Source organism: Marinobacterium sp. xm-m-312, assembly GCF_013283295.1.
GTDB lineage: Bacteria > Pseudomonadota > Gammaproteobacteria > Pseudomonadales > Balneatricaceae > Marinobacterium_E.
In genome coordinates, this window is the sequence record NZ_WBYS01000005.1 from 204,313 (window position 1) to 226,343 (window position 22,031).

At 50.8% G+C, this 22,031-nt stretch carries 20 protein-coding genes; 17 read left to right on the top strand and 3 right to left on the bottom strand.

Going from position 1 to position 22,031, the window contains the following annotated elements; all coding sequences use genetic code 11:
* Positions 1-38: 38 nt before the first annotated feature.
* The 17 genes from XMM312_RS08040 to XMM312_RS08120 all read left to right on the top strand — a co-directional run bounded on the left by XMM312_RS08040 (position 39) and on the right by XMM312_RS08120 (position 18,768).
* Positions 39-1,373, top strand: a complete 1,335-nt coding sequence (locus tag XMM312_RS08040; protein ID WP_173489034.1) for a hypothetical protein — start codon at positions 39-41, stop codon at positions 1,371-1,373.
* Positions 1,373-2,299, top strand: coding sequence for a site-specific tyrosine recombinase XerD (gene xerD, locus XMM312_RS08045; RefSeq protein WP_371731422.1), 927 nt, complete (start codon positions 1,373-1,375; stop codon positions 2,297-2,299). Before XMM312_RS08040 ends, xerD begins: the two co-directional genes overlap by 1 nt.
* 35 nt (positions 2,300-2,334) lie before the next feature.
* Positions 2,335-3,051 (top strand): DsbC family protein, encoded by a 717-nt coding sequence (locus XMM312_RS08050; protein WP_173480219.1) that lies wholly within the window; start codon positions 2,335-2,337, stop codon positions 3,049-3,051.
* A gap of 239 nt (positions 3,052-3,290) precedes the next feature.
* Entirely contained in the window at positions 3,291-4,592 is a 1,302-nt protein-coding gene (locus XMM312_RS08055; protein ID WP_173480220.1) for a homoserine dehydrogenase, read from the top strand.
* Positions 4,593-4,604: 12 nt separating this feature from the next.
* Complete coding sequence (thrC, locus tag XMM312_RS08060; RefSeq protein ID WP_173480221.1) at positions 4,605-5,999, top strand: threonine synthase; 1,395 nt, start codon at positions 4,605-4,607, stop codon at positions 5,997-5,999.
* A 35-nt stretch (positions 6,000-6,034) separates the two neighbouring features.
* Positions 6,035-6,832, top strand: coding sequence for a YdcF family protein (locus XMM312_RS08065; protein WP_173482984.1), 798 nt, complete (start codon positions 6,035-6,037; stop codon positions 6,830-6,832).
* The gene (gene recJ, locus XMM312_RS08070; protein ID WP_371731421.1) at positions 6,829-8,559 is read left to right on the top strand and encodes a single-stranded-DNA-specific exonuclease RecJ; all 1,731 of its coding nucleotides are present in this window, start codon (positions 6,829-6,831) and stop codon (positions 8,557-8,559) included. The genes XMM312_RS08065 and recJ overlap by 4 nt, the downstream gene beginning before the upstream one ends.
* Before the next feature lie 21 nt (positions 8,560-8,580).
* Positions 8,581-8,763, top strand: coding sequence for a hypothetical protein (locus XMM312_RS08075; protein ID WP_173480223.1), 183 nt, complete (start codon positions 8,581-8,583; stop codon positions 8,761-8,763).
* Positions 8,751-9,638 carry a deoxyribonuclease IV gene (gene nfo, locus XMM312_RS08080; protein WP_371731420.1) on the top strand — a complete coding sequence of 296 codons (888 nt, stop codon included), beginning with the start codon at positions 8,751-8,753 and terminating at the stop codon, positions 9,636-9,638. Before XMM312_RS08075 ends, nfo begins: the two co-directional genes overlap by 13 nt.
* Entirely contained in the window at positions 9,635-10,270 is a 636-nt protein-coding gene (locus XMM312_RS08085; protein WP_173489035.1) for an NUDIX domain-containing protein, read from the top strand. Before nfo ends, XMM312_RS08085 begins: the two co-directional genes overlap by 4 nt.
* Positions 10,263-10,715, top strand: coding sequence for a DUF1249 domain-containing protein (locus XMM312_RS08090; protein WP_173489036.1), 453 nt, complete (start codon positions 10,263-10,265; stop codon positions 10,713-10,715). The genes XMM312_RS08085 and XMM312_RS08090 overlap by 8 nt, the downstream gene beginning before the upstream one ends.
* Entirely contained in the window at positions 10,715-11,302 is a 588-nt protein-coding gene (locus XMM312_RS08095; protein WP_173489037.1) for a YqiA/YcfP family alpha/beta fold hydrolase, read from the top strand. Before XMM312_RS08090 ends, XMM312_RS08095 begins: the two co-directional genes overlap by 1 nt.
* Before the next feature lie 12 nt (positions 11,303-11,314).
* Positions 11,315-13,207, top strand: coding sequence for a DNA topoisomerase IV subunit B (gene parE, locus XMM312_RS08100; protein WP_173489038.1), 1,893 nt, complete (start codon positions 11,315-11,317; stop codon positions 13,205-13,207).
* A gap of 206 nt (positions 13,208-13,413) precedes the next feature.
* Positions 13,414-14,553, top strand: a complete 1,140-nt coding sequence (gene carA, locus XMM312_RS08105) for a glutamine-hydrolyzing carbamoyl-phosphate synthase small subunit (protein WP_173482979.1) — start codon at positions 13,414-13,416, stop codon at positions 14,551-14,553.
* Positions 14,554-14,599: 46 nt separating this feature from the next.
* The gene (gene carB / locus XMM312_RS08110) at positions 14,600-17,821 is read left to right on the top strand and encodes a carbamoyl-phosphate synthase large subunit (protein WP_173480229.1); all 3,222 of its coding nucleotides are present in this window, start codon (positions 14,600-14,602) and stop codon (positions 17,819-17,821) included.
* Positions 17,818-18,300, top strand: a complete 483-nt coding sequence (greA, locus tag XMM312_RS08115) for a transcription elongation factor GreA (protein WP_173480230.1) — start codon at positions 17,818-17,820, stop codon at positions 18,298-18,300. The genes carB and greA overlap by 4 nt, the downstream gene beginning before the upstream one ends.
* Before the next feature lie 51 nt (positions 18,301-18,351).
* Positions 18,352-18,768, top strand: coding sequence for an acyl-CoA thioesterase (locus tag XMM312_RS08120; RefSeq protein ID WP_173483789.1), 417 nt, complete (start codon positions 18,352-18,354; stop codon positions 18,766-18,768).
* A 262-nt stretch (positions 18,769-19,030) separates the two neighbouring features.
* Here XMM312_RS08120 and XMM312_RS08125 read toward each other — a convergent pair whose 3' ends face one another.
* Genes XMM312_RS08125 through XMM312_RS08135 form a run of 3 tightly spaced genes read right to left on the bottom strand, consistent with a single transcriptional unit; the run spans position 19,031 to position 21,912 of the window.
* Positions 19,031-20,344: a TRAP transporter large permease gene (locus XMM312_RS08125; protein ID WP_173489039.1), complete on the bottom strand. Its 1,314-nt coding sequence runs from the start codon at positions 20,342-20,344 to the stop codon at positions 19,031-19,033.
* Positions 20,341-20,853, bottom strand: a complete 513-nt coding sequence (locus XMM312_RS08130) for a TRAP transporter small permease (protein ID WP_173482975.1) — start codon at positions 20,851-20,853, stop codon at positions 20,341-20,343. The genes XMM312_RS08125 and XMM312_RS08130 overlap by 4 nt, the downstream gene beginning before the upstream one ends.
* 15 nt (positions 20,854-20,868) lie before the next feature.
* Positions 20,869-21,912, bottom strand: a complete 1,044-nt coding sequence (locus XMM312_RS08135) for a TRAP transporter substrate-binding protein (RefSeq protein WP_217361972.1) — start codon at positions 21,910-21,912, stop codon at positions 20,869-20,871.
* Between the last annotated feature and the right edge of the window lie 119 nt (positions 21,913-22,031).

Consider the following 22,031-nt stretch of genomic DNA (forward strand, 5'->3'; position numbering starts at 1 on the left):
TGGTCTAGTATGAAGTGATGACTGTTGGGGGGAATCCTTTGCGTTGGTTTAAAACCGTTCTACTGTTATTGATAGCGACGCTACTGGTCGGTGGGGGCGGTTATGCCTATGTCTATTACAAAGCTAAAGCCTATATCGATGATACGTTGACGGTTCTGCTGCCTGGCTATCGTGTGCACTATGAGCAGTTGGTTCTGGATCCACGCGGTGAAGTCCGAATTGAGTCGCTGCAGGCGGCTCCTTTCGGTTATGAGTCTGCCATTAAAGTGGCCAATATCAGTATTCGAGCGGACGCGCCGCTCTTCTTCTTGCAACCCTCTCCTGTCAGCAGTGCTTCTGACTGGCCCAGTTTCTTGGCCATCAAAATCGATAAGTTAAGAATGGATCTGGCATCCGACTTTATGGAGACGGCCCTTGCGAATCAGAGTGCTGCTGCGAGCAAAGGGTTAGTTAACATCGCCGCTCTGGGTTGTGGCGATGTGCGTGAATTCTCTCTGCCTGTGTTACGAGATATGGGATACCTCGAAATTCAGGCGGATCTTAACATTCGCTTAGACCCAGATAACGATAATGGACGTCTAGTCTTGGGTAGTCAGATTCAGCTGTTGGGGATCGCCTCGCAACGATTGGTGTTGGAGGTTAGTTTTACACCTGGATACCTTGCACCACAGACCTTGTTGGCGGCCAGTCCGCGAGTCCAGCGTTTTCAGTTTGCCTACCAAGACCTTGGATTTAATGCTCGCCGCGATACCTACTGTGCTGAACAGACTGATGTAACCGAGGCGGAGTACCGCTTGGTGCATGCCGATCTGTTAAAAGCTCAGGCTACACAGTTGGGTATGCAGGTACCAGAGCGGCTTTGGAATGCCTATGAGCAGGCTATTGCTCCGGGCTCAAGTGTTGATTTGGGCATCTCACCCGCAGGCGGTATGGGCAGTGAGCTGTTCGTATTGATGAACGCCCCCCACGTCTTAGCTGAACGCTTGAATCCCTCTTTGCGCATCAACTCGGTGGGGCTTGATTTAGCGGGATTGGATTGGGAGTCCCTGTTGCCAGATGCGGAGCAGGCTGAACAGTTAACCCCTCAGGAGGAGGGATTGGTCAATGTTGAGCAGCTCAAGGAGAAGATTCTCTCCAGTCGCGAAGTGCAAAAGCTTGAGGATTCTAAGCAGTTCTATCCTGCTAGCTTTGATGAGCTGGATGACTATCTACAGTATCAGATTCGTCTCTACACCCACTTCGGGCGCTTTATTGAGGGGCGTTTGATCGAGGTGGCAGACAATAAGTTAGTTCTACTAAGAAGGGTCGATCAAGGGTATGCTTCCTACTCTGTTGATCGTAACTTTTTAGAAACTATTGAGGTCTACCGTTAGTGCCGGATGCACGTTTTACTGCGCAAAGCCCTGACTCCAAAGATGCCGCGTTAATCAAAGAGTTCATTCAAGGCTTGTGGATGGAGCGTGGCTTAAGTGACAACACGCAGAGCTCCTATCGACGCGATCTGAATCAGTTTGCCTGTTGGTTGAATCAGCAGGGTAAATCACTGATGGCTGTTACGCAGTCCGATTTACAGCACTATCTTGCCTGGCGCCTGTCTGAAGCGTTTAAAGCCAGCTCGACTGCTCGACAACTCTCCTGTATCCGTGGATTTTATCGCTACCTATTGCGCGAAAGTGTTATCGACGTTGACCCTACGTTGAATATCTCCAATCCAAAGCGCGGGCGCGCGTTGCCAAAGTCCATTTCCGAAGCAGAAGTGGATGCGCTGCTTGAGGCGCCGGATGTTGAAGATTCACTGGGGTTGCGAGATCGAGCTATGTTGGAGCTGTTGTACGGATCCGGGTTGCGTATCTCTGAGTTGATTGGGCTTGAGGTGGGTCAAATTGACCTGAGGGCTGGGCTATTACAGGTTGTCGGTAAGGGTGATAAAGAGCGACTGGTCCCTGTTGGCGAGGCGGCCATTGATTGGTTGAAACGCTATCAATCAGCTGCACGGCCACTGTTGATGGGTGCTACCAACCCTGAAGCGCTCTTCTTGAGTCGTCGAGGACAGCAGATGACCCGACAGACCTTTTGGCATCGTATTAAATTTTGGGCCCAGCAGGCGGGCGTTAAATCAGAACTATCGCCCCATACGCTTAGACATGCGTTTGCAACACACTTGTTGAATCATGGGGCGGATCTTCGTGCCGTGCAGATGCTATTGGGGCATGCCAATTTATCGACCACCCAGATCTATACGCAAATTGCCACGCATCGCTTAGAGCAGTTGCACAAGCAGTTTCATCCGCGGGGTTAAACTGGCACACTGGGCGCAATTTTTAAGGAGTTAAGATGAAAACCTTGTTCGTACTGTTGTTGTCCCTTGTGACTTTGCCGGCTCTGGCAAATACAGAAACCCTGATTGAAGAGAAGCTGAAAGCGGTTGATCCTTCGATTCCTATTACGCTGATTGAGCCGTCCGATATGACCGGTTTTTATGAGGTGCTACTCGGTTCTGGTGAGGTGCTCTACGTCAGTGAAGATGCGCAGTTTATTCTGTCGGGCAAGGCGTATCAGATCACACAAGAGAACCGTCTGATCAATCTTACCGAGAAGCGCTTAAGTGGGATGCGTTTAGATGCCATGCAGCAGGTGGCTGATAGCGATATGGTTATTTTCCCAGCTAAAGGTGAGAAGAGAACTCGACTTTATGTCTTCACCGATATCGATTGCCCCTACTGTCAGAAGCTGCACGAAGAGGTGGATGCTCTGAACGAAGCGGGTGTCGAAGTCGCTTACTTAGCCTTTCCTCGCTCTGGTCCTGGCGGTGCTACTGCGTCACGTATGGATCAGATCTGGTGTGCCGATGACCGCTTAGCAGCAATGGAGTCAGCGCTAGATGGTGGCTCTGTTAAAGCGGATGGCTGCCAAACACCCGTGCTTGAACAGCTGGCGCTGGGTCAAAAGCTAGGGGTTACCGGCACCCCTGCGATGATTACCGAGACGGGTGATCTATTACCGGGTTACATGCCAGCCGAGCGTCTGCTGCCGGTGTTGGGGATTAAGTAATCTCTGGAAAATGCTGGTAGGGTCGTGACAGGCTGAAAGCCAGTCACGTTTCTCTGTAGTTAGGTTGAAGCACTGGTGTCAGGCTTCAGCCTGACATCCGCCCTCTAATTACGCTTTTTATCAGTAAAACCTCCCTAATACCCATAGTTCAAACACCCTTTTTTAGCTATAATATGCCCCATTTTTTAACGCTCTGGGTCGGGTGAACCGCTCGAGCTCACTTCGAATGAGGTAAGGTTGTGAAGCCGGTAAAAGTTGGCATCTGTGGAATGGGTACTGTCGGTGGCGGTACGTTCGATGTTCTTAATCGCAATGCGTCTGAGATTGCACGTCGTGCGGGTCGTCGAATTCAGATTGAACAGGTCGCTATGCGTCGCCCTAACCCTGCGTTTGATACGACAGGAATCCACGTTACATCGGACATTTTCGAGATCGCAACCAACCCTGAGATCGATATCGTCATTGAGCTGATCGGCGGTTACGAGACAGCCTTTGATCTCGTGATGACGGCCATTCAAAACGGTAAACACGTCGTCACTGCGAACAAGGCGTTGATCGCGGTGCATGGCAACGAGATTTTTGCGGCTGCGCAAGAGAAGAATGTGATGGTCGCGTTTGAGGCCTCAGTTGCTGGTGGCATCCCAATCATCAAAGCGATTCGTGAAGGTCTATCTGCGAACAAGATCGACTGGTTGGCTGGCATCATTAACGGTACCGGTAACTTCATTTTGACCGAAATGCGTGACAAAGGTCGTGCCTTTGAAGATGTATTGGCGGAAGCTCAGGCGTTGGGCTACGCAGAAGCGGATCCGACCTTTGATGTTGAAGGCATAGACGCAGCGCACAAGCTGACCATACTTGCCTCAATCGCGTTTGGTATCCCACTGCAGTTCGAAAAAGCCTACACCGAGGGTATCAGTAAGATCACTTCACAGGATGTGAACTACGCTGAAGAGCTAGGCTACCGCATCAAGCACCTAGGTATTAGCCGCCGCACAGCGAAGGGTATTGAGCTACGTGTTCACCCAACGATGATTCCAGAGAAAGCGTTACTGGCCAATGTTGATGGTGTCATGAACGCCGTCCTTGTGGATGGTGATGCGGTGGGTCAAACCCTCTACTATGGTGCGGGTGCCGGTGCTGAGCCAACGGCTTCTGCAGTAGTTGCTGATGTGGTGGATGTGGTTCGTACACTCACTGCTGACCGTGACAACCGAGTTCCCCACTTGGCTTTCCAGCCTAGCGAGCTTTCAGATGCTGAAGTGCTTCCTGTTGAACAGGTTGAGAGTGCTTACTACCTTCGCTTGCAAGCCGTTGAGCGCCCAGGCGTGATGGCTCACATTACCCGCATCCTCGGTGAAAAAGGGATCAATATTGAAGCCGTGATTCAGAAACCGATCCGTGAATCACAGGTGCCTGTCATTCTGCTGACTCAACGAGTGGTTGAATCGACAATGAACGAAGCGCTTCGCGAGATCGAAGCACTGCCAGACGTTGTGGGTGAAGTGACCCGCATCCGTGTTGAACAGCTGGCTGATTAAGAGGAATTTTCGATGCGTTATATTTCGACTCGTGGTGATGCGCCCGCACTCAATTTTGCGGATGTGCTATTAGCTGGTTTGGCGTCTGATGGGGGTCTCTATGTACCTGAGACTCTACCGACTTTCTCGAAAGAGGAGATCGCAAGCTGGGCAGGCCTTAGCTATGCGGATCTTGCCTTCAAAGTGATCAAGCCGTTCGTTGAAGAGTGCATTAGCGACGGGGATCTTAAATCGATGATCGATGAGACCTACGCTGTCTTTAAACACGATGCCGTAGCACCTTTGGTTCAGATCGATAGCAACGAGTTCGTTCTTGAGCTGTTCCATGGTCCTACCTTGGCATTCAAAGACTTCGCACTGCAGTTGCTCGGTCGTTTGATGGATCATGTGCTGAAACAGCGCAATGAACGCCTGGTGATTATGGGTGCTACCTCAGGTGACACGGGTTCTGCAGCGATCGAAGGCTGTCGTCACTCTGATCACTTGGATATCTTCATTCTTCACCCTTACAACCGTGTCTCTGAAGTACAGCGTCGTCAGATGACGACCGTATTGGAAGACAATGTCTTCAATATCGCCTTGGAAGGTAACTTTGATGACTGTCAGGAGATGGTGAAAGACAGTTTTGCTGATCAGAGCTTCCTAAACGGTATGAAGCTGGGTGCAGTGAACTCAATCAACTGGGCTCGTATCATGGCTCAGATCGTCTACTACTTCTCAGCCTCGCTGACCTTGGGTGGCCCTCATCGTCCAGTCTCTTTCTCGGTTCCAACGGGTAACTTCGGTGATATTTTTGCCGGCTACCTCGCTAAACAGATGGGTCTGCCGATCGATCAGTTGGTGGTAGCGACTAACCGTAATGACATTCTTCACCGCGTCATCAGCGGTAACGATATGTCTAAAGGTCAGCTTGAGCATACTCTGTCGCCATCGATGGATATTATGGTCTCGTCGAACTTTGAGCGTCTTCTATTTGATGTTTATGGTCGTGACGGTAAAGCCGTTGCTGATCTGATGGCGCGCTTTAAGAGAGAGTCTGTTCATCTTGGTGATGGTGAGTGGGATAAGGTTCGCGAGCTGTTTAACAGCTACGCCGTTGATGATGAGACAACCTGTCAGGTTATTGCTGATGTCTACGAGTCGACTGAGTACCTACTGGATCCGCACACAGCGATTGGTGTTAAAGCAGCACGCGAATGTCGTCGTGATATGAGTGTACCGATGGTCACTCTGGCCACCGCGCACCCGGTTAAGTTCCCAGATCCTGTTGTGAAAGCAGGTCTTGAATCGCCTAGCTTGCCGGCTCATATGAGCGATCTGTTTGAACGAGAAGAGCGTCTGTCGGTGCTGGATAACGATCTGGCCACAGTACAACAGTTTGTGGCGACTCACTCGCACAAGAGCTAAATGAATCGCCCCTCCTTTGAGGGGCGTTTTTTTGTATGGACAGTTTCTTCTCACTCTCAAAGCTTTTCTGGTTCCTCGCTGCACCTGACCATCTTTTGGTCTGGTTGATGCTGCTTGGCCTTTTTTTGCTTTGGTTAGGTAAACGCCGTTTAGCCGGCTGGTTGCTCTCCATTGATCTACTGCTGTTGATGGCGGTTCTATTGATGCCCTTGGGAGATGCGGTTTTGTACCCTTTGGAGTCACGTTTTAAGCAACCGGATCTGAATCAGATTGAGCCCGCCGGGATCGTGATTTTGGGCGGCGGTGAAAACCCTGAGCTCTCTTCGGTTTGGCAACAGTCCCAGTTCAATGCCGCTGCTGAGCGGGTGATGGTGATTCCAGCCTTGGCTAAGCGTTTTCCTGAAGCGAAAATCATCTTTACCGGTGGCAGTGGGTCCGTTCTCCGTCAATCGTTCAAAGGGGCGGATGGTGTGGCCGATTATCTGGGGCAAATAGGTCTTGCGGATAGGGTCCTTTTGGAGAACCAGTCCCGAAACACCTATGAAAATGCGCTATTGTCGGCAAAATTGTTGGGTGCTGTGCCTGATAAGCCGTGGTTGTTGGTGACCTCGGCTTTTCATATGCCGCGCTCTGTAGGTATCTTTGAGAAACAGGGTTGGCAGGTCATTCCCTACCCAGTGGATTACTACACGACGACTACAACAGGCTTTAAGTTGGATCCAAGGCTGTGGCGTAACATGCGAGACCTTCACACCGGTTTGCGCGAATGGATAGGCCTGGTTGTCTACTACCTAACCGATAAAACTGATCAGCTTTTGCCAGGTGAGTCTTGAGCGAAGCGATGATTATTGAGCGCCCAATAGGCGCTGTATCTTCCTCACTTGCCTCTTTGCATCCGGTGATTGCGCGTATCTACGCCGGGCGCGGCGTGTCTGAGCTCAGTGAGCTTGAAAAGGGGTTGGAGACCCTGCTCCCCGATGGTGCCATGTTAGGCATTGATGCCGGGGTGGCAAGGCTTGTCACTGCGCTTCGGCAACAGGAGTCGATCCTGATTGTTGGCGACTTCGATTGTGATGGTGCGACCAGTACGACGACAGCGTTACTGGCTCTGCGTGCGTTTGGTTTTAATCAGGTCGACTATCTCGTTCCGAATCGATTCGAATACGGCTATGGCCTGTCTCCGGAAATTGTTGAGGTTGCTCAGCAGAAGCAGCCCGATCTGATCATTACCGTTGATAATGGTATCTCCAGTATCGAAGGTGTTGATCGAGCCAATATGCTAGGGATCGATGTGATCGTGACAGATCACCACCTGCCGGGCTCGGTATTGCCCAAGGCTGTGGCAATTATTAATCCCAATCAGGCCGGCTGTCAGTTCATGGCGAAATCGACCTGTGGTGCCGGAGTCATCTTCTATCTTTTAATCGCACTTCGTCGTCAGCTGCAGCAGCTTGGTTGGTTTGAGAAGAGCGGAGTTAAGGCTCCGAATTTGGCTAACTATCTTGATCTTATTGCTTTGGGTACGGTGGCCGATGTAGTGCCTCTGGAGCGGAATAACCGCACCTTAGTGCATCAAGGGTTGGCCCGTATCCGTGCCGGCAGAGCGCGTCCGGGCCTCCTTGCGCTTTTAGAGGTTGCTGGGCGTGATAATCAACGCATTAGTAGCTCTGATTTGGGGTTTGCCGTTGCACCACGTCTTAATGCGGCAGGTCGTTTGGATGACATCAGCTTGGGTATTGAGTGTCTACTAGAGGAGGATCCACAACGTGCCCGTGAATACGCTGAACAGCTGGATGCCTTAAACCGCGAGCGACGCTCTATTGAGTCTGAAATGCAGGCTCAAGCGATGGCCCATTTAGAGTCGTTGGATCTTTTGGAGGCGGAACGCCCAGCCGGCATAGCGCTCTTTAACGAGCAGTGGCACCAAGGCGTTATTGGTATTCTTGCCTCTCGCGTTAAAGAGAAACTGCATCGACCGGTGATCGTGTTTGCGCCGGGTGATGAGGGTGAGATTAAAGGATCGGCTCGTTCCATTGAGGGGTTCCATATACGCGATGGATTGGATCGTATAGCGACCGAACATCCTGGCTTAATTTCAAAGTTTGGTGGTCATGCGATGGCAGCCGGTTTGACCATTTCTAAAGCGGATCTAGCCCGTTTCGAGACTGCTTTTGCGGCTGAAGTGACTCGTCAGACACGCAAAGAGGATCTGGATCGAGTGATCGAGACAGATGGTGAGTTGGCACCTAATCAATTCACCATGGAGTTGGCTCAGATGATTCAAGAAGCGGGCCCCTGGGGGCACCAATTCCCAGAGCCGAGCTTCCATGGTGAGTTTCGACTGTTGCAGCAGCGTATCGTCGGTCAAAAACATCTGAAAATGGTACTGCAAGAGCCGACAACAGGCTTGGCACTGGATGCAATCGCCTTTAATGTAGAGTCTGATATTTGGCCGAATGCGTCGATCAATCGTGTGCGTGCCGTCTACCGATTGGATATCAATGAATTTCGTGGGCAGCGCAGCTTACAGCTAATGGTGGAGTGGCTTAAGCCACTCTAGCCCGATAATAAGGAGAAGAGAATGAACGATTTTACGACAGACGAACTGGGTATTTTGGTCTCTGTATTTGAGCGTGCTGGAGTCGCTGAAGATGGATCCGCTGAGGGTAGTCTATTGAAGGTGATTAAAAGCGCACACTCTGAGCGAATGGAGCTTGAGTCGATGGACTTTGACGACTGTGCAGGTGGTGCGTGCAAGCTGTAAGTAACTCACTGAAGCCCTACTACGTTGGTGCCCATGTTAGCGCAGCGGGTGGGGTGCAGAATGCGCCATTGAATGCGGCGGCGATCGGTGCCAATGCGTTTGCGCTGTTTACTAAGAATCAGAGACAGTGGGTAGCTAAGCCGCTTGCCGATGAGACAATCGAGCAGTTTAAAGCGAACTGTGCCGAGCATAGCTTTCTGCCAGAGCAAATTCTTCCGCACGACAGTTACCTGATTAATTTGGGGCACCCAGAGGCAGAGCCACTTGAGAAGTCACGCGACGCCTTTGTTGATGAGATGCAGCGTTGCGAGCAGTTAGGGCTCTGTTATCTGAATTTTCATCCGGGCAGTCATCTTAAAAAGATCGATGTGACAAGCTGTTTAGCGACCATCTCTGAATCGATCGATATCGCGACTCAGGAGACCGAACAGGTCATCGCCGTGATTGAGACGACGGCGGGGCAGGGATCCAATTTAGGTTACAGATTTGAAGAGATTGCGGCCATCATCGACAAAAGCCGATACCCTGAACGCATTGGTGTCTGCATCGATACCTGCCATATTTTTGCTGCAGGTTATGATCTACGCACTTTTGAAGCCTGTGAGCAGAGTTTTGCCGAGTTTGAACGACTGATCGGCTTTGATAGGTTGTGCGGTATGCACATTAACGACTCTAAAATAGCGCTGGGTGGTCGCGTCGATCGTCACCACTCATTGGGTCAGGGTGAAATTGGCTGGGAGGCGTTTCGTTACATCATGCAGGACGATCGTTTTCGTGGTGTCCCGCTCTGTTTAGAGACTATTGATGAGACGATTTGGCCAGAAGAGATTCAGCAGTTGCGTCAATTTGCTGGCGAGAAACAGGCTGCGCAATGAGTTCTGAGCACTCCAAACCGGCTTGGGCTCCCAGCTTTGGGCAACAAGATTATCGCTTGATCAACGATGAGACGGCCTTTCAGGGCTACTTTCGGGTTAAGCGGCTAACGCTTGAGCATAAGACTTTTTCAGGTCAATCGATTGAGATCACACGCGAGCTGTTTCAGCGCGGAGATGCGGTCTGTGTGCTGCTGTATGATCCCGCGAAGGACTCTGTTGTGTTGGTTGAGCAGTTTCGGGTTGGGTCTCTGCAGGGCCCCTCTCCTTGGATGCTTGAGGTGGTTGCTGGCGTGGTGGAAGAGGGTGAAACCTCTGAGCAAGTCGCTAAGCGTGAGTCGATTGAGGAGGCTGGCTTGGTGATCGGCGAGCCGCGTAGAATTATTCGTTATCTGCCCAGTGGCGGTGGCTGTGATGAGTGGATCGATCTGCTTTATGCTGAGGTGGATTCGGAACAGGCTAGAGGCATTCATGGTTTGCCGGAGGAGGGTGAAGATATTCGTGTTCACGTCCTTTCGAGTGATGATGCCATAGAGTTAGTCAATCAGGGTGTTATTAATAGTTCGCCTGCCATCATAGCTTTGCAGTGGCTGGCGCTGAATAAATTGAGTTTACAAGGTGCTGTTGATGCATGATGTGAAGCGTAAGTATGTGCCGGATTTGGTAAAACAGAGTGTTGTCTCTGAGACCAACTATGCCCGTCTGATGCGTCTGCTTCCTGCTCAGCAGGAGTCCGTTGAGTTTCGTATCGAGTGGCATCAACACGCCTATGTTGTCGCCATTAAACGCGATGAGGAGTTTGCCTACACCTCGACGTGGACACTCTCTTACTGGCCTGAGCAAGCTTCCCCATGGTTTAACCCACAGTCTTTTGTGATACGTCTCTATCATGATGCACGGATGGCGGAAGTGGTCTGTTTAAAACGTCGCTCACAACTGCCTGGACGTTACGATTACCCTAATGATGCGATGCATCAGCCAGATGAAAAATACCAGCTTAATCAACATCTTGCGGAGTGGTTAGGACACTGTGCGACTCAGGGTGTGCGTCATGATGTGAAGGTGGTGAGCGGACAGTAATGCATTTTCTCTATATTCACGGTTTTAACAGTTCACCCGAGTCGCTTAAAGGTCAGCAGTTGATACGCCACTTTGAGTCGATCGGTAGGGCATCGCAGCTATCAGTACCCGCATTGTCGCACTGGCCAGAAGAGGCGATGCAGCAGCTAGAGACGATTGTTCAGCAGCATGACGAGCTACTATTGATTGGCAGCTCTTTGGGTGGTTTTTATGCGACTTGCCTCAGTGAGCGCTACGCACATGTAAAAGCCATTTTAGTTAACCCGGCGGTTGCGCCACACACACTGTTGGGTGCGTTACTAGGTCCGCAAAAGAATTTCTACTCTGGCGAAGAGTATGAATTGACGCTTGAACATATGGCTCAGTTAGAGCGGTTGTATTATCCTCAACTGACATACCCGGAACGTCTACTGCTGATGCAGCAAGAGGGAGATGAGACCCTCGACTATCGTGAGGCTGTTAGCTATTACAGTGAGTCCTCGCAGATTGTTCAACCGGGCGGCCATCACGGCTTTGAGAATTTTGAATCCATGTTGCCGACGATTTTTGCCTTTGCTGAGAATCGCTGGCAGCCTGAGAACGGCTAGGAAAAGAGAGATATGTCAAAGGACTATAATGCTGGTTCGATCGAGGTACTAAGCGGGCTAGACCCAGTAAAGCGTCGCCCGGGAATGTACACAGAAACGGATCGTCCCAATCACCTAGCACAAGAGGTGATCGACAACTCAGTCGATGAAGCTTTGGCGGGCCATGCAAAGCAGATCGATATCATTCTGCACCCCGACAACTCACTCTCTGTGTCCGATGATGGTCGCGGTATGCCGGTGGACATTCACCCAGAGGAGGGTGTCCCCGGGGTTGAGCTGATTCTGACCAAGCTGCATGCCGGCGGTAAGTTTAACAATGACAACTACAACTACTCGGGCGGTCTCCACGGGGTAGGTGTCTCTGTTGTTAACGCACTCTCTAAACTGTTGGAGGTGCAAATTCGTCGTGGCGGTCAGGTGCATCGCATCGGTTTTGCAGACGGCGAGAAAGTATCGGATCTTGAAGTGGTCGATACCTGTGGTCAGCGCAATACCGGTACCACCGTTCGATTTTTGCCCGATCCTAGTTACTTCGATTCGCCTAAGTTTAGTGTCAGTCGTCTGAAGCATAATCTGCGTGCCAAGGCCGTTCTCTGTCCCGGTTTGAAAGTGACCTTTACCGATCTCTCTACGGGTAAAAAAGAGAAAGAGGAGTGGTACTACGAAGATGGCTTAGTTGCGTATCTGAAAGGTAATACACAAGTTTATGAGACTCTTCCTGAAGAGCCATTCTGTGGCTCTTTGCAGGGTGAAGAGGATGCCGTAGAGTGGGCCGTGCAGTGGCTAAAAGAGGGTGGCGAGATGACCTGCGAAAGCTACGTCAACTTGATCCCGACCGCGCAAGGCGGAACCCATGTGAATGGCCTTCGTACCGGTCTTTTGGAGGCGTTGCGTGAGTTTTGTGACTTCCGCAGTCTGCTGCCACGCGGTGTGAAACTGTCGCCAGAGGATGTCTGGGATCGTTGCTGCTTTATTCTTTCAGCCAAGATGCGTGACCCGCAGTTCTCTGGTCAAACCAAAGAGCGTCTCTCTTCGCGTCAAATTGCGGCGTTTATCTCGGGTGCGGTAAAAGATGCCTTCTTGTTGTGGCTCAATAAGCACGTTGAAGAGGGTGAGGCGATTGCTGAGTTAGTGATCGCCAATGCACAAAAACGTCTTCGCTCTGCTAAGAAAGTGGTGCGTAAAAAGGTAACGCAAGGGCCTGCTCTGCCGGGTAAACTGGCTGACTGTTCGGGCACCGATCCTATGCGCAGTGAGCTCTTCTTGGTCGAGGGTGACTCGGCAGGCGGTTCAGCAAAACAGGCACGTAGTCGAGACTTTCAGGCGATCATGCCGCTGCGCGGAAAGATCTTGAATACCTGGGAGGTCGACTCTTCAGAGATCCTCGGTTCGCAAGAGATTCACGATATTTCGGTGGCCATTGGCGTGGATCCAGGTGCTGAAGATCTGAGTAATTTGCGTTACGGCAAGGTCTGTATTCTTGCTGATGCCGATTCCGATGGTGCGCACATCGCCACGCTGATCTGTGCACTCTTTCTAAGGCACTTCAAACCCCTAGTGGCTGCAGGGCATGTCTATGTTGCTATGCCGCCGCTGTTCCGAATCGATGTGGCGAAAGAGGTCTTCTACGCTCTGGATGAGTCTGAGAAGAATGGCATCGTTGAGCGCATCAAAGCGGAGCGCAATAACGCGCGCATCGGAGTACAACGATTCAAGGGATTGGGTGAGATGAACCCGATGCAGCTGCGTGAAACAACGATGGATCCCGATACCCGTCGTTTGGTTCAGTTAACGCTGGAGTCTGGAGATGATACTCACCAGGTGCTTGATATGTTGTTGGCGAAGAAGCGGGCTTCCGATCGCAAGTGCTGGCTTGAGGAGAAGGGCAACTTAGCTACAGTTTAAGTTGACTTTTACTCACCATATTCGACCGATTCGGCATGGACTTGCGCAGCTAATTCCCTTAGAATACCGCAGGTTTTGCCCGCGATAGCGGCGCATCCCACCGAAGAGATGTTTTTGAAAGCGAGGCGGACCCCAAGTTGGCCTCGCTTTTTTGCAGCCAAGCCACAGTAATTTTTCATATCTAGCCAGCGCGCGGGGAGGTTCTTTTGACGCAGCCAGCCATCTTAGCCCTTGAAGACGGTTCTATTTTTAGGGGTATTTCGATCGGCGCCGAAGGCGAATCATCAGGTGAGGTTGTATTCAACACCTCAATGACCGGTTATCAAGAGATCCTTACCGATCCATCCTACTGCCGCCAGATCGTGACACTCACCTACCCACACATTGGTAACGTGGGTTGTAACGCTGAAGATGCAGAATCTGATCGCACTTGGGTTGCAGGTCTTGTGATTCGTGATCTGCCACTGCTTGCGAGCAACTTCCGTTCTGAGCAGGCGCTAGATGAGTACCTAAAAGAGCGCAACATCATGGGTATTGCCGGCATCGATACACGCCGCTTAACGCGTATTCTTCGTGAGAAAGGTGCCCAGAATGGTTGCATCGTTGCGGGTGATAACATTGATGAAGCGAAAGCACTCGATGCTGCTCGTGGCTTCCCTGGCCTGAAAGGCATGGACTTAGCAAAAGTCGTTACACGTGACAGTTCTGATGCTTGGCGCACGTCCACTTGGGAGCTTGGTACTGGCTACACAGAGAAAGCCGATGCTGATCAACCGTTCAACGTAGTGGCTTACGATTTCGGTGTTAAACAAAATATTCTACGCATGCTGGTTGAGCGCGGCTGCCGTTTGACGGTTGTGCCTGCACAGACTCCAGCATCTGAAGTGCTTGCAATGAATCCAGATGGCGTTTTCTTGTCGAATGGTCCTGGTGACCCAGAACCATGTGATTACGCGATCGAAGCGATCTCTGACATTCTAAAAACAGAACTGCCAGTTTTCGGCATCTGTCTTGGTCACCAGCTACTTGCGCTTGCGTCAGGTGCTAAAACTGAGAAGATGAAGTTTGGTCACCACGGTGCCAACCACCCCGTTCAGGATCTAGATAGCAAGCAGGTGATGATCACCAGCCAGAACCACGGTTTCGCGGTGGCTGAAGATTCACTACCTAGCACACTACGTGCAACACACAAATCACTGTTCGATGGCTCACTACAGGGTATTGAGCGTACTGATCGTCCAGCGTTCAGTTTCCAAGGGCACCCAGAAGCGAGCCCTGGTCCACACGATGTGGCACCACTCTTCGATCGCTTCGTTGAGATGATGCGCTCACGCCAACAGGGCTGAGTTGTAACGGGTAACTTAGAGAAACAGATTTAGACCAGGTTTTACGATGCCAAAACGTTCCGACATACAAAGTATTCTTATCCTAGGTGCAGGCCCGATCGTTATCGGTCAGGCGTGTGAGTTTGACTATTCTGGCGCACAAGCGTGTAAAGCGCTTCGCGAAGAGGGTTACCGAGTTATTCTTGTTAACTCAAACCCAGCGACGATCATGACTGATCCAGCGATGGCTGATGCGACATACATCGAGCCAATCAACTGGAAAACGGTTGCTAAGATCATTGAGAAAGAGCGTCCAGATGCGCTGCTACCGACTATGGGTGGCCAGACTGCACTGAACTGTGCACTCGACCTCGACCGCGAAGGTGTTCTCGCTGAGTTTGGTGTTGAGATGATCGGTGCTACTCAAGATGCGATCGATAAAGCGGAAGACCGTGAACGTTTTGACAAGGCGATGAAGAACATCGGCCTTGAGTGTCCACGCGCCTCTATCGCTCACTCGATGGAAGAGGCTCTTCAGGTACTGGATCAGGTTGGCTTCCCAGCGATCATCCGTCCATCATTCACTATGGGTGGTTCTGGTGGTGGTATCGCCTACAACCGTGAAGAGTTCATCGAAATCTGTGAGCGTGGTCTGGATCTATCACCAACCAACGAGCTTCTTATCGATGAGTCGTTGATCGGTTGGAAAGAGTACGAGATGGAGGTTGTCCGCGACAAGAACGATAACTGTATCATCATCTGTTCGATCGAAAACTTTGATGCCATGGGCGTACACACTGGTGACTCGATCACAGTCGCACCAGCGCAGACCTTGACCGATAAAGAGTACCAGTTGATGCGTAATGCTTCGATTGCAGTTCTGCGTGAGATCGGTGTTGAAACAGGCGGTTCGAACGTACAGTTCGGTGTTTGTCCAAAGACTGGACGCGTTGTGGTGATCGAAATGAACCCACGCGTATCGCGCTCTTCAGCACTGGCTTCAAAAGCAACAGGTTTCCCAATTGCGAAAGTGGCGGCAAAACTGGCGGTCGGTTACACCCTTGATGAGCTTCAGAACGATATCACTGGCGGTCAAACACCAGCTTCCTTCGAGCCTGCCATCGACTACGTGGTAACGAAGATCCCTCGTTTCACCTTTGAAAAATTCCCACAAGCAAATGATCGCCTAACGACTCAGATGAAGTCGGTGGGTGAGGTGATGGCGATTGGTCGTACTCAGCAAGAGTCTTTGCAGAAAGCGCTACGTGGTCTAGAGGTTGGTTCTGAAGGCTTCGATCCGATTGTTGATATTACCGCTGAAGATGCACGCGATAAGATCGTTTACGAGCTAACAACTCCAGGTTCTGAGCGCATCTGGTACATCGGCGACGCCTTCCGTATGGGTATGAGCGTTGATGAGATCTACAAGCTGAGTGGCGTTGATCCTTGGTTCTTGGTTCAGATCGAAGACATCATCAAAGATGAGCAGCGTGTATCGGAAACCGCACTGAGTGAACTCTCTACAACCGATCTGTTCATGCTGAAGCGCAAAGGTTTCTCAGATGCTCGTCTAGCCAAGCTATTGGGTGTTTCAGAGAAGCAGTTCCGCAAGCATCGTCAGGCAGCTGGTATTAAGCCAGTCTACAAACGTGTCGATACCTGTGCCGCAGAATTTGCGACTGATACCGCTTACATGTACTCAACGTACGAAGAGGAGTGTGAAGCGAACCCATCGGATCGTGACAAGATCATGGTCATCGGTGGTGGCCCTAACCGTATCGGTCAGGGTATCGAATTTGACTACTGCTGTGTTCATGCAGCGCTTGCAGCGCGTGAAGATGGCTACGAGACCATCATGGTTAACTGTAACCCTGAAACCGTCTCTACCGACTATGACACATCAGACCGCCTCTACTTCGAGCCGATCACTCTAGAAGATGTGTTGGCAATCGTTGAAGTTGAACAGCCTAAAGGCGTGATTGTTCAGTACGGTGGTCAGACTCCTCTGAAATTAGCCGTAGCTCTAGAACAGGCTGGCGTTCCAATCATTGGTACCTCGTCTGAAGCGATCGACCGTGCTGAAGACCGTGAACTGTTCCAGCAGATGCTTAAGCGTCTTGGTCTGAAACAGCCAGAGAACTCAACAGTACGTAGCCTTGAAGAGGCGATCATTGAAGCCGAGAAGATCGGTTACCCACTGGTTGTTCGTCCATCTTACGTATTGGGTGGTCGTGCGATGGAGATCGTCTACAAAGAGGACGAGCTGCGTAAGTACATGAATACAGCCGTTCAGGTCTCTAACGAATCACCTGTCCTGCTTGATCACTTCCTAAACGCAGCGATCGAAGTGGATATCGATGCGGTCTGTGACGGTAAGCAGGTCGTGATTGGAGCGATCATGCAGCACATTGAGCAGGCGGGTGTTCACTCAGGTGACTCAGCATGTTCATTCCCTCCGTACAACCTTGCAGCAGACGTCCAGGACGAGATGCGCGAGATGGTGCGCAAGATGGCGCTTGAGTTAGGTGTTGTTGGCTTGATGAACGTTCAGCTAGCGTACCAAGATGGCGAGATTTACGTAATCGAGGTTAACCCTCGCGCATCACGTACAGTTCCTTTCGTATCTAAGTGTATCGGTGTTTCTCTAGCGAAAGTCGCTGCACTGGTTATGACCGGTAAATCACTTGAAGAACTGGGCTTTACGAAAGAGATCGTACCAAGCTACTTCAACGTGAAAGAGGCGGTATTCCCGTTCAATAAATTCCAAGGTGTTGACCCAATCCTTGGCCCAGAGATGAAGTCTACGGGTGAAGTCATGGGTACCGGTGAAACCTTCGGTGAAGCGTTCATGAAGGCTCACTTGGGAGCTGGCGACAAGCTACCTAAGCCAGGTACTGCGTTTGTCTCAGTACGTGACGTTGATAAAGAGGCGGCTTGTGAACTGACTAAACAGTTGGTTGAACTTGGCTTCGATATCGTTGCAACCAGCGGTACAGCAGCACTACTGGAGACTCACGGCATTACAGCTAAGGTTGTGAATAAGGTTACTGAAGGTCGTCCAAACATCGTTGACATGTTGAAGAACGGCGAAGTTAACTACGTTGTGAATACAACGGAAGGGCGTAAAGCGATAGCTGACTCAGCCGATATTCGTCGTGCAGCGCTACAGCATAAAGTGCCTTACTCAACGACAATGGCTGGTGCAGTGGCGATTACCGAAGCACTTCGTTACGGTGAAGAGCGTACTGTGCGTCGTCTACAAGAGATTCACGCGGAGGCGTCTGCATGAGTGTCAATCGTGTTCCCATGACGGTTGAGGGCGAAGTGGCACTTCGCGCTGAGCTGGAGCGTCTTAAAACCCAAGATCGTCCAACCGTGATTGCAGCAATTGCTGAAGCACGTGAGCATGGCGACCTTAAAGAGAATGCTGAGTACCACGCAGCGCGTGAACAGCAGGGCTTTATTGAAGGTCGTATCGCGGACATTGAGAGCAAGCTTTCAGTGGTTCAAGTGATCGATGTCACCAGCCTGCCACACACTGGTAAAGTGATCTTTGGTACGACGGTTGATCTAATCAACGTCGATACCGACGCTGAAGTGACCTACAAGATTGTGGGTGACGACGAAGCAGACATCAAACTGAATAAGATCTCTATCAACTCCCCGATCGCACGAGCACTGATCGGCAAAGAGGAGGGCGACATCGCCGCGGTTGAGACACCGGCCGGTGTGACTGAATACGAGATTGCAGAAGTTAAGCATATCTAAGCTGACTTATTAAACCGCCTTCGGGCGGTTTTTTATTATTTGGAGTTCCCCATGTCCCAAGAAACCCCTACAGGCCGCCTAACCACTCGTACTATCGCGATGCCGGCTGATACCAACCCATCAGGTGATATCTTCGGTGGTTGGGTATTGTCACAAATGGATATGGCGGCCGGCATCTGTGCGGGCCAGCGTGCACAGAGTCGAGTGGTGACGGTTGCACTGGATGGTATGAGCTTTATCCGCCCGGTTCGTGTAGGAGATGTACTGGGTGTCTACACCGAAGTGGTTAGAGTCGGCAGTAGCTCAATGGATATCAAAGTGGAGTGCTGGGTGCGCCGCAGTCGCATAGGTCATCGTGAAAAAGTGACCGAAGCAATCTTCAAGTTTGTCGCACTGGATGATGAGGGTAACTCCAAGCCAGTACCGCCAGCACAAGAGCTGCCGGAGTATGTTGAGACACTGCTCTAGCGTAATTTCAAATCAGGTGACAAGCTTCGGAATATTTTCGCGGTTTGCCCTACGGGCAATTCGCTCCTACAGTAGGACTCCGTTACGGGCTTGTCGCGAAGTCCTATTGTAGGAGGGAATTCAGCTCTGCTGAAACCCCGATCGATTTCAACAGCGGATGACAGGCTGAAGGCCAGTCACCGAAAAGATCGCCACATCTTCGATATGGCTCCAACAAAAAAAACCGCCATAAAGGCGGTTTTTGCAGTACGATTTAACGCGCTTAATCCGGAATAATACCCCAGGTCAGAACAGGGAATAGCAGTAGCAAGGCTACGCGAACGAAGTCTGACGCCAAGAAGGGTAGAACACCCACAAAGGTATCCCGCATCGGAACGCCCTCTGCGATTTTGTTGATGATGAAGACGTTCATCCCTACCGGTGGGGTGATCATGCCGACCTCAACCACGATCAAACAGATGATACCGAACCAGAGCGCGGTCTGCTCTTCAGTCATGCCGAAGTCTAAACCCATGATGGCTGGGAAGAAGATCGGTACTGTCAGAAGGATCATCGAGAGTGAATCCATCAAACAGCCTAGCACTAGGTAGACAGCTAACATTAGCATCAGTACCAGCATAGGCGACAATTCGCGATCCAGAATCCACTCAGCCAGTGTCTCTGGCATGCCGCTTAGACTCAAGAAGGCGTTGAAGATGTCGGCACCCAGGAGGATGACAAAGATCATCGCGCTGTTGATAGCGGTCTGCTTGATACAGTCGATGAATCCATCCCAGGTAAGTTGGCGGTTGATTAGCGCAATGACGATGGTACCGACCACACCGTAAGCGGCTGCTTCAGAGGGTGTGAAGATACCACCATAGATGCCGCCCAATACACCAATGAATAGGAAGCTTGCAGGTAGCAGCTCAATCAGTGCCTTACCGCGTTCAGACCAGCTCGCTTTCGCGCTCTTGTCCGCGTAGTGAGGCTTCAGCTTCACCAGAATCGCGATAACCAGCATGTAACCCATGATCGCCATGATGCCGGGTACCATCGCTGCCATGAAGAGCTTGACGATGTTCTGCTCAGTCATGATTGCGTAGATGATCAGCACGATGGATGGTGGGATTAGAATGCCTAGGGTACCACCAGCAGCTAGTGCGCCTGTTGCCATAGCACCGTGGTAGCCGTGGCGTTTCATCTCTGGAAGTGCAACCTGACCCATAGTCGCAGCCGTCGCCAAAGATGAACCACAGATCGCACCAAATACACCACAGCCGCCAACAGCGGCTAGCGCCAGACCACCGCGGTAGTGGCCAATAAACGCGTTAACACCGGTGAATAGTGAACGGCTAATACCTGAACGAGTTGCGAGGTTACCCATCAGTAGGAACAGAGGAATGATCGATAGCGAATGGCTTGCCATCTGCCCGAATGATGAGCCCTTCATGTAGAACATTAGGGTGCTGAAGTCGTCGATGATTGAGTAACCGACCGCACCGGCTAGCATCATTGCGATGCCGATCGGCACACGCAAAAACATGATGACTAGCATGAACAGGATAATGACGCCTGCCGTTAATTCGTCACTCATTTCACACCCTTATATTCTGCAATCATCGCCAGTGGTTTAAGTACACCAGCGATAGAGGTAAGGCTAAAGCCAAAGGCGATGGTCATATAGAACCACCACTCTTTCATCCGCAGCATCATCGTCTCATTGCCGTATTTCTGAGCGGCTAAACCGCCTTCATAGGCTTGTGTCGCAAGGAAGTAGAAGAGTACGGCCAAAATTAGGCTGCCGATAACATCCATAGTGAGACGGAAAGGCGCGGGAGCTGAAGCTGTTAAGACGTCGACAATGACGTTGCCAAAGCGCATTTGGCAGTAGGGCATTGCTAACGCAACAACCACAGCGGTAAACATTTGGACAATCTCGGTATCACCATTGATGGGCGAGGAGAAAAAGTATCGTCCCGCCACACTGGTCACCGTAGTGAATGCCATGATCGTCAGGATGAATCCTGATAAAAGAGCGAGCCACAAAGTGGCTCGCTCGTAGAGGTCTGCTAGAGACCGGGTTTTCAGTAACAGTGTTGTCACTTGAACACCTTTTAATTATTTGCTGTATTTCTCAAGCATAGCGTTAGCTGAGTCAAGAAGCTTCTGGCCTGGTAGACCTAGACCGTCCATCTCTTTAACCCACTCAACGGGTACGTTAGCGGTTACTTCCTGCATTTTCTTCACTTCTGCAGCTGGCATCTGTGAGCGAGTTGCGTTCTCGTCAATCAGCTTACGACCGTAGTTTTCAGCGTTTTTGAAGAACTCACCGCCTAGCTTGGCGAAGTACATGCCAGCGTGGTCATCCATGATCTGTTGAAGATCAGCAGGCATTGATTCGTACTTAGCTTTGTTCATGCCCAAAAGGAATACTGCGGTGTATAGACCACGGCCATCTTCTGTTTGAACTTCAACCGCGTTGTCGACAAGCTCATGAAGTTTGAGAGCAGGTACGATTTCAAATGGAATCACTGTGCCGTCGATCACGTTTTTGGCCAGTGCCTGTGGCATCTCTGGTACAGGCATACCGACTGGAGTAGCGCCTAGAGCATCTAGAGCAGCAGCAACTGGACGGCTTGGGTTACGAATCTTTTTGCCAGCGAAGTCAGCAACAGAGTCGATTGCGTCACCTTTAGAGTAAACAACGCCACGGTCATGCGTCCAGAATGCTAGAGGGTGCATATCAGCAAACTCTTTCTGAACTTCTGGGTTAGCTTCGTAGTAAGCCTGAAGTGCCTGCGACGTTTCGTATGCATCCGTTACCATGAATGGGTTTTCAAATGCAGAGATCGCTGGGAAACGGCCTGGAGTGTAACCAGGAAGCGTCCAGATGATGTCAACGAAACCGTCTTGAACTTGGTCAACTAGCTGAGGTGGTTTACCACCCAGAGACATTGAACCGTAAATCTTGATCTTGATACGGCCTTCAGACGCTTCTTCAATAGAATCAGCCCATGGCTGGAAGAACTTAGCGTGTGCAGGTGCCTTCGCAGGAAGGAAGTGGTGCATCTTTAGGTTAAATTCAGCGGCCTGTGCAGAAGCTGCAATAGCAGCGCCAAGAACTGCAACACCGGCAGTCTGAGCGATAATACGTTTGATCATTATTTTTCTCCTTGGGGTTTTAAACAAGACATCGACTAACTTGTTAATACTAGCTCAAGAATCATTAAACTCGTTGAGTTGGATCTAGATATTAGAAGTTGTTTTTCTTCTATTAAAGC